Origin of the sequence: Melaminivora alkalimesophila (assembly GCF_000282995.1) — a bacterium.
GTDB lineage: Bacteria > Pseudomonadota > Gammaproteobacteria > Burkholderiales > Burkholderiaceae_C > Melaminivora > Melaminivora alkalimesophila.
Genome location: NZ_ALEE01000131.1, coordinates 1 through 1,614, shown reverse-complemented (window position 1 = coordinate 1,614; position 1,614 = coordinate 1). Strand labels below are relative to the sequence as shown.

Genomic DNA, 1,614 nt, shown 5'->3' with positions numbered 1-1,614 from the left:
AGCCGCTCCGCCGGCAGGCCCGCCAGTGGCGCGCCCACCACCGTCGCCAAGCCAAGCGTCCCCCAAGGCATGATGCCCATCCCCAGGATGGCCAGCCGCAGCGCCACCTGCCGCTCGAAGAGGGCGAGCAGCAGCGGAATGGTCGCCACCATCGACACCCCGAAGCCCGTGAGCGACTCCAGCATCGGCCCCAGGCCGAGCACCACCAACAGCACCTGGTGGGGGCGCGGCAGGGCGAGCGACTGCAGCGACTGGCTGAGCACCTGGTTGATGCCCAGGCCCTCGATCAGGATCACGAAGACCAGGCCCGGCACGATGACGCTGGCGGTGATGGCCAGCAGCACGGCCGTATCGAGCGCGGCGGCTGCCAGGGCCGGCGCCTGCATCGGCTGCGCCGCGCCGCAGGCCCACAGCAGCAGGGCCAGGCTGCACCCTGCCAGCGCGGCCTGCAGCGGAGGGCGGCGCAGCACCATCAGCGCCAGCAGGACGAGCAACAGGGGCGACAGGTGCGGCAGTGGCATGCGCGGGCGGGCCTTCGGGGATGCGTGGACGGGCCGGCCCGGGCAGGGCTGCGGCAGCGCGAGCATACGTTGCGCGCTGCGCCGCTGTCGTCAGGCGGGCTGCGCCTGCGGCCGTGGCACTGCTGCGTCTGTCGTGCCGCGGTGCTGCAACTCGGCGCGCAGCTGCGCCGCGGCCTGCACCATGTGGCGCAGCGCGGCCTCGGTCTCGGGCCAGGCGCGCGTCTTCAGACCGCAGTCGGGGTTGACCCACAGATGCTGCACCGGCACCACCTCGGCGGCGCGGCGCAGCAGCGCCAGCATCTCGTCCACACCCGGCACGCGCGGCGAGTGGATGTCGTACACGCCGGGGCCGATCTCGTTGGGGTAGTGCCAGTCGCCAAAGGCCGTGAGCAGCTCCATGTGCGAGCGGCTGGTCTCGATGGTGATGACGTCGGCGTCCATGCTGGCGATGGCCGGCAGGATGTCGTTGAATTCGCTGTAGCACATGTGGGTGTGAATCTGCGTGCCATTGCCCACGCCGCTGGCGGCGATGCGAAACGCGCGCGTCGCCCAGGCGAGGTACTGCTGCCAGTGCGCGCGGCGCAGCGGCAGGCCCTCGCGGATGGCCGGCTCGTCGATCTGCACGACGGCGATGCCGGCTTTTTCCAGATCCACCACCTCGTCGCGGATCGCCCAGGCGATCTGCTCGCAGGTGCGGCTCCTCGGCTGGTCGTCGCGCACGAAGGACCATTGCAGGATGGTCACCGGCCCGGTCAGCATGCCCTTCATGGGCCGGTCGGTGAGGCTTTGCGCGTACTGCGTCCAGGCCACCGTCATGGGCGCATCGCGCGCCACGTCGCCGTACAGGATGGGGGGCTTCACGCAGCGCGAGCCGTAGCTTTGCACCCAGCCGCCCGCCGTGAAGGCAAAGCCCGCCAGCTGCTCGCCGAAGTATTCGACCATGTCGTTCCTCTCGGCCTCGCCGTGCACCAGCACATCCAGGCCCAGAGCTTCCTGGCGGCGCACCACGTCCTCGATCTCGGCGCGCATCTGCGCCTCGTAATCCTGCGTGGACAGCTCGCCGCGCCGGTGCGCAGGCAGTGCTTCCATGGCA

The 1,614-nt window shown here is 71.0% G+C and carries 2 protein-coding genes; both read right to left on the bottom strand.

The features are described 5' to 3' along the window. Positions 1 to 521 (bottom strand): L-lactate permease (locus A612_RS01905; protein ID WP_019372924.1); only part of this gene is annotated, 521 nt, incomplete at its 3' end. Between the two features lie 90 nt (positions 522 to 611). Further along, the coding region (metE, locus tag A612_RS01900) for a 5-methyltetrahydropteroyltriglutamate--homocysteine S-methyltransferase (RefSeq protein WP_019372923.1) at positions 612 to 1,614 on the bottom strand (1,003 nt) is incomplete at its 5' end.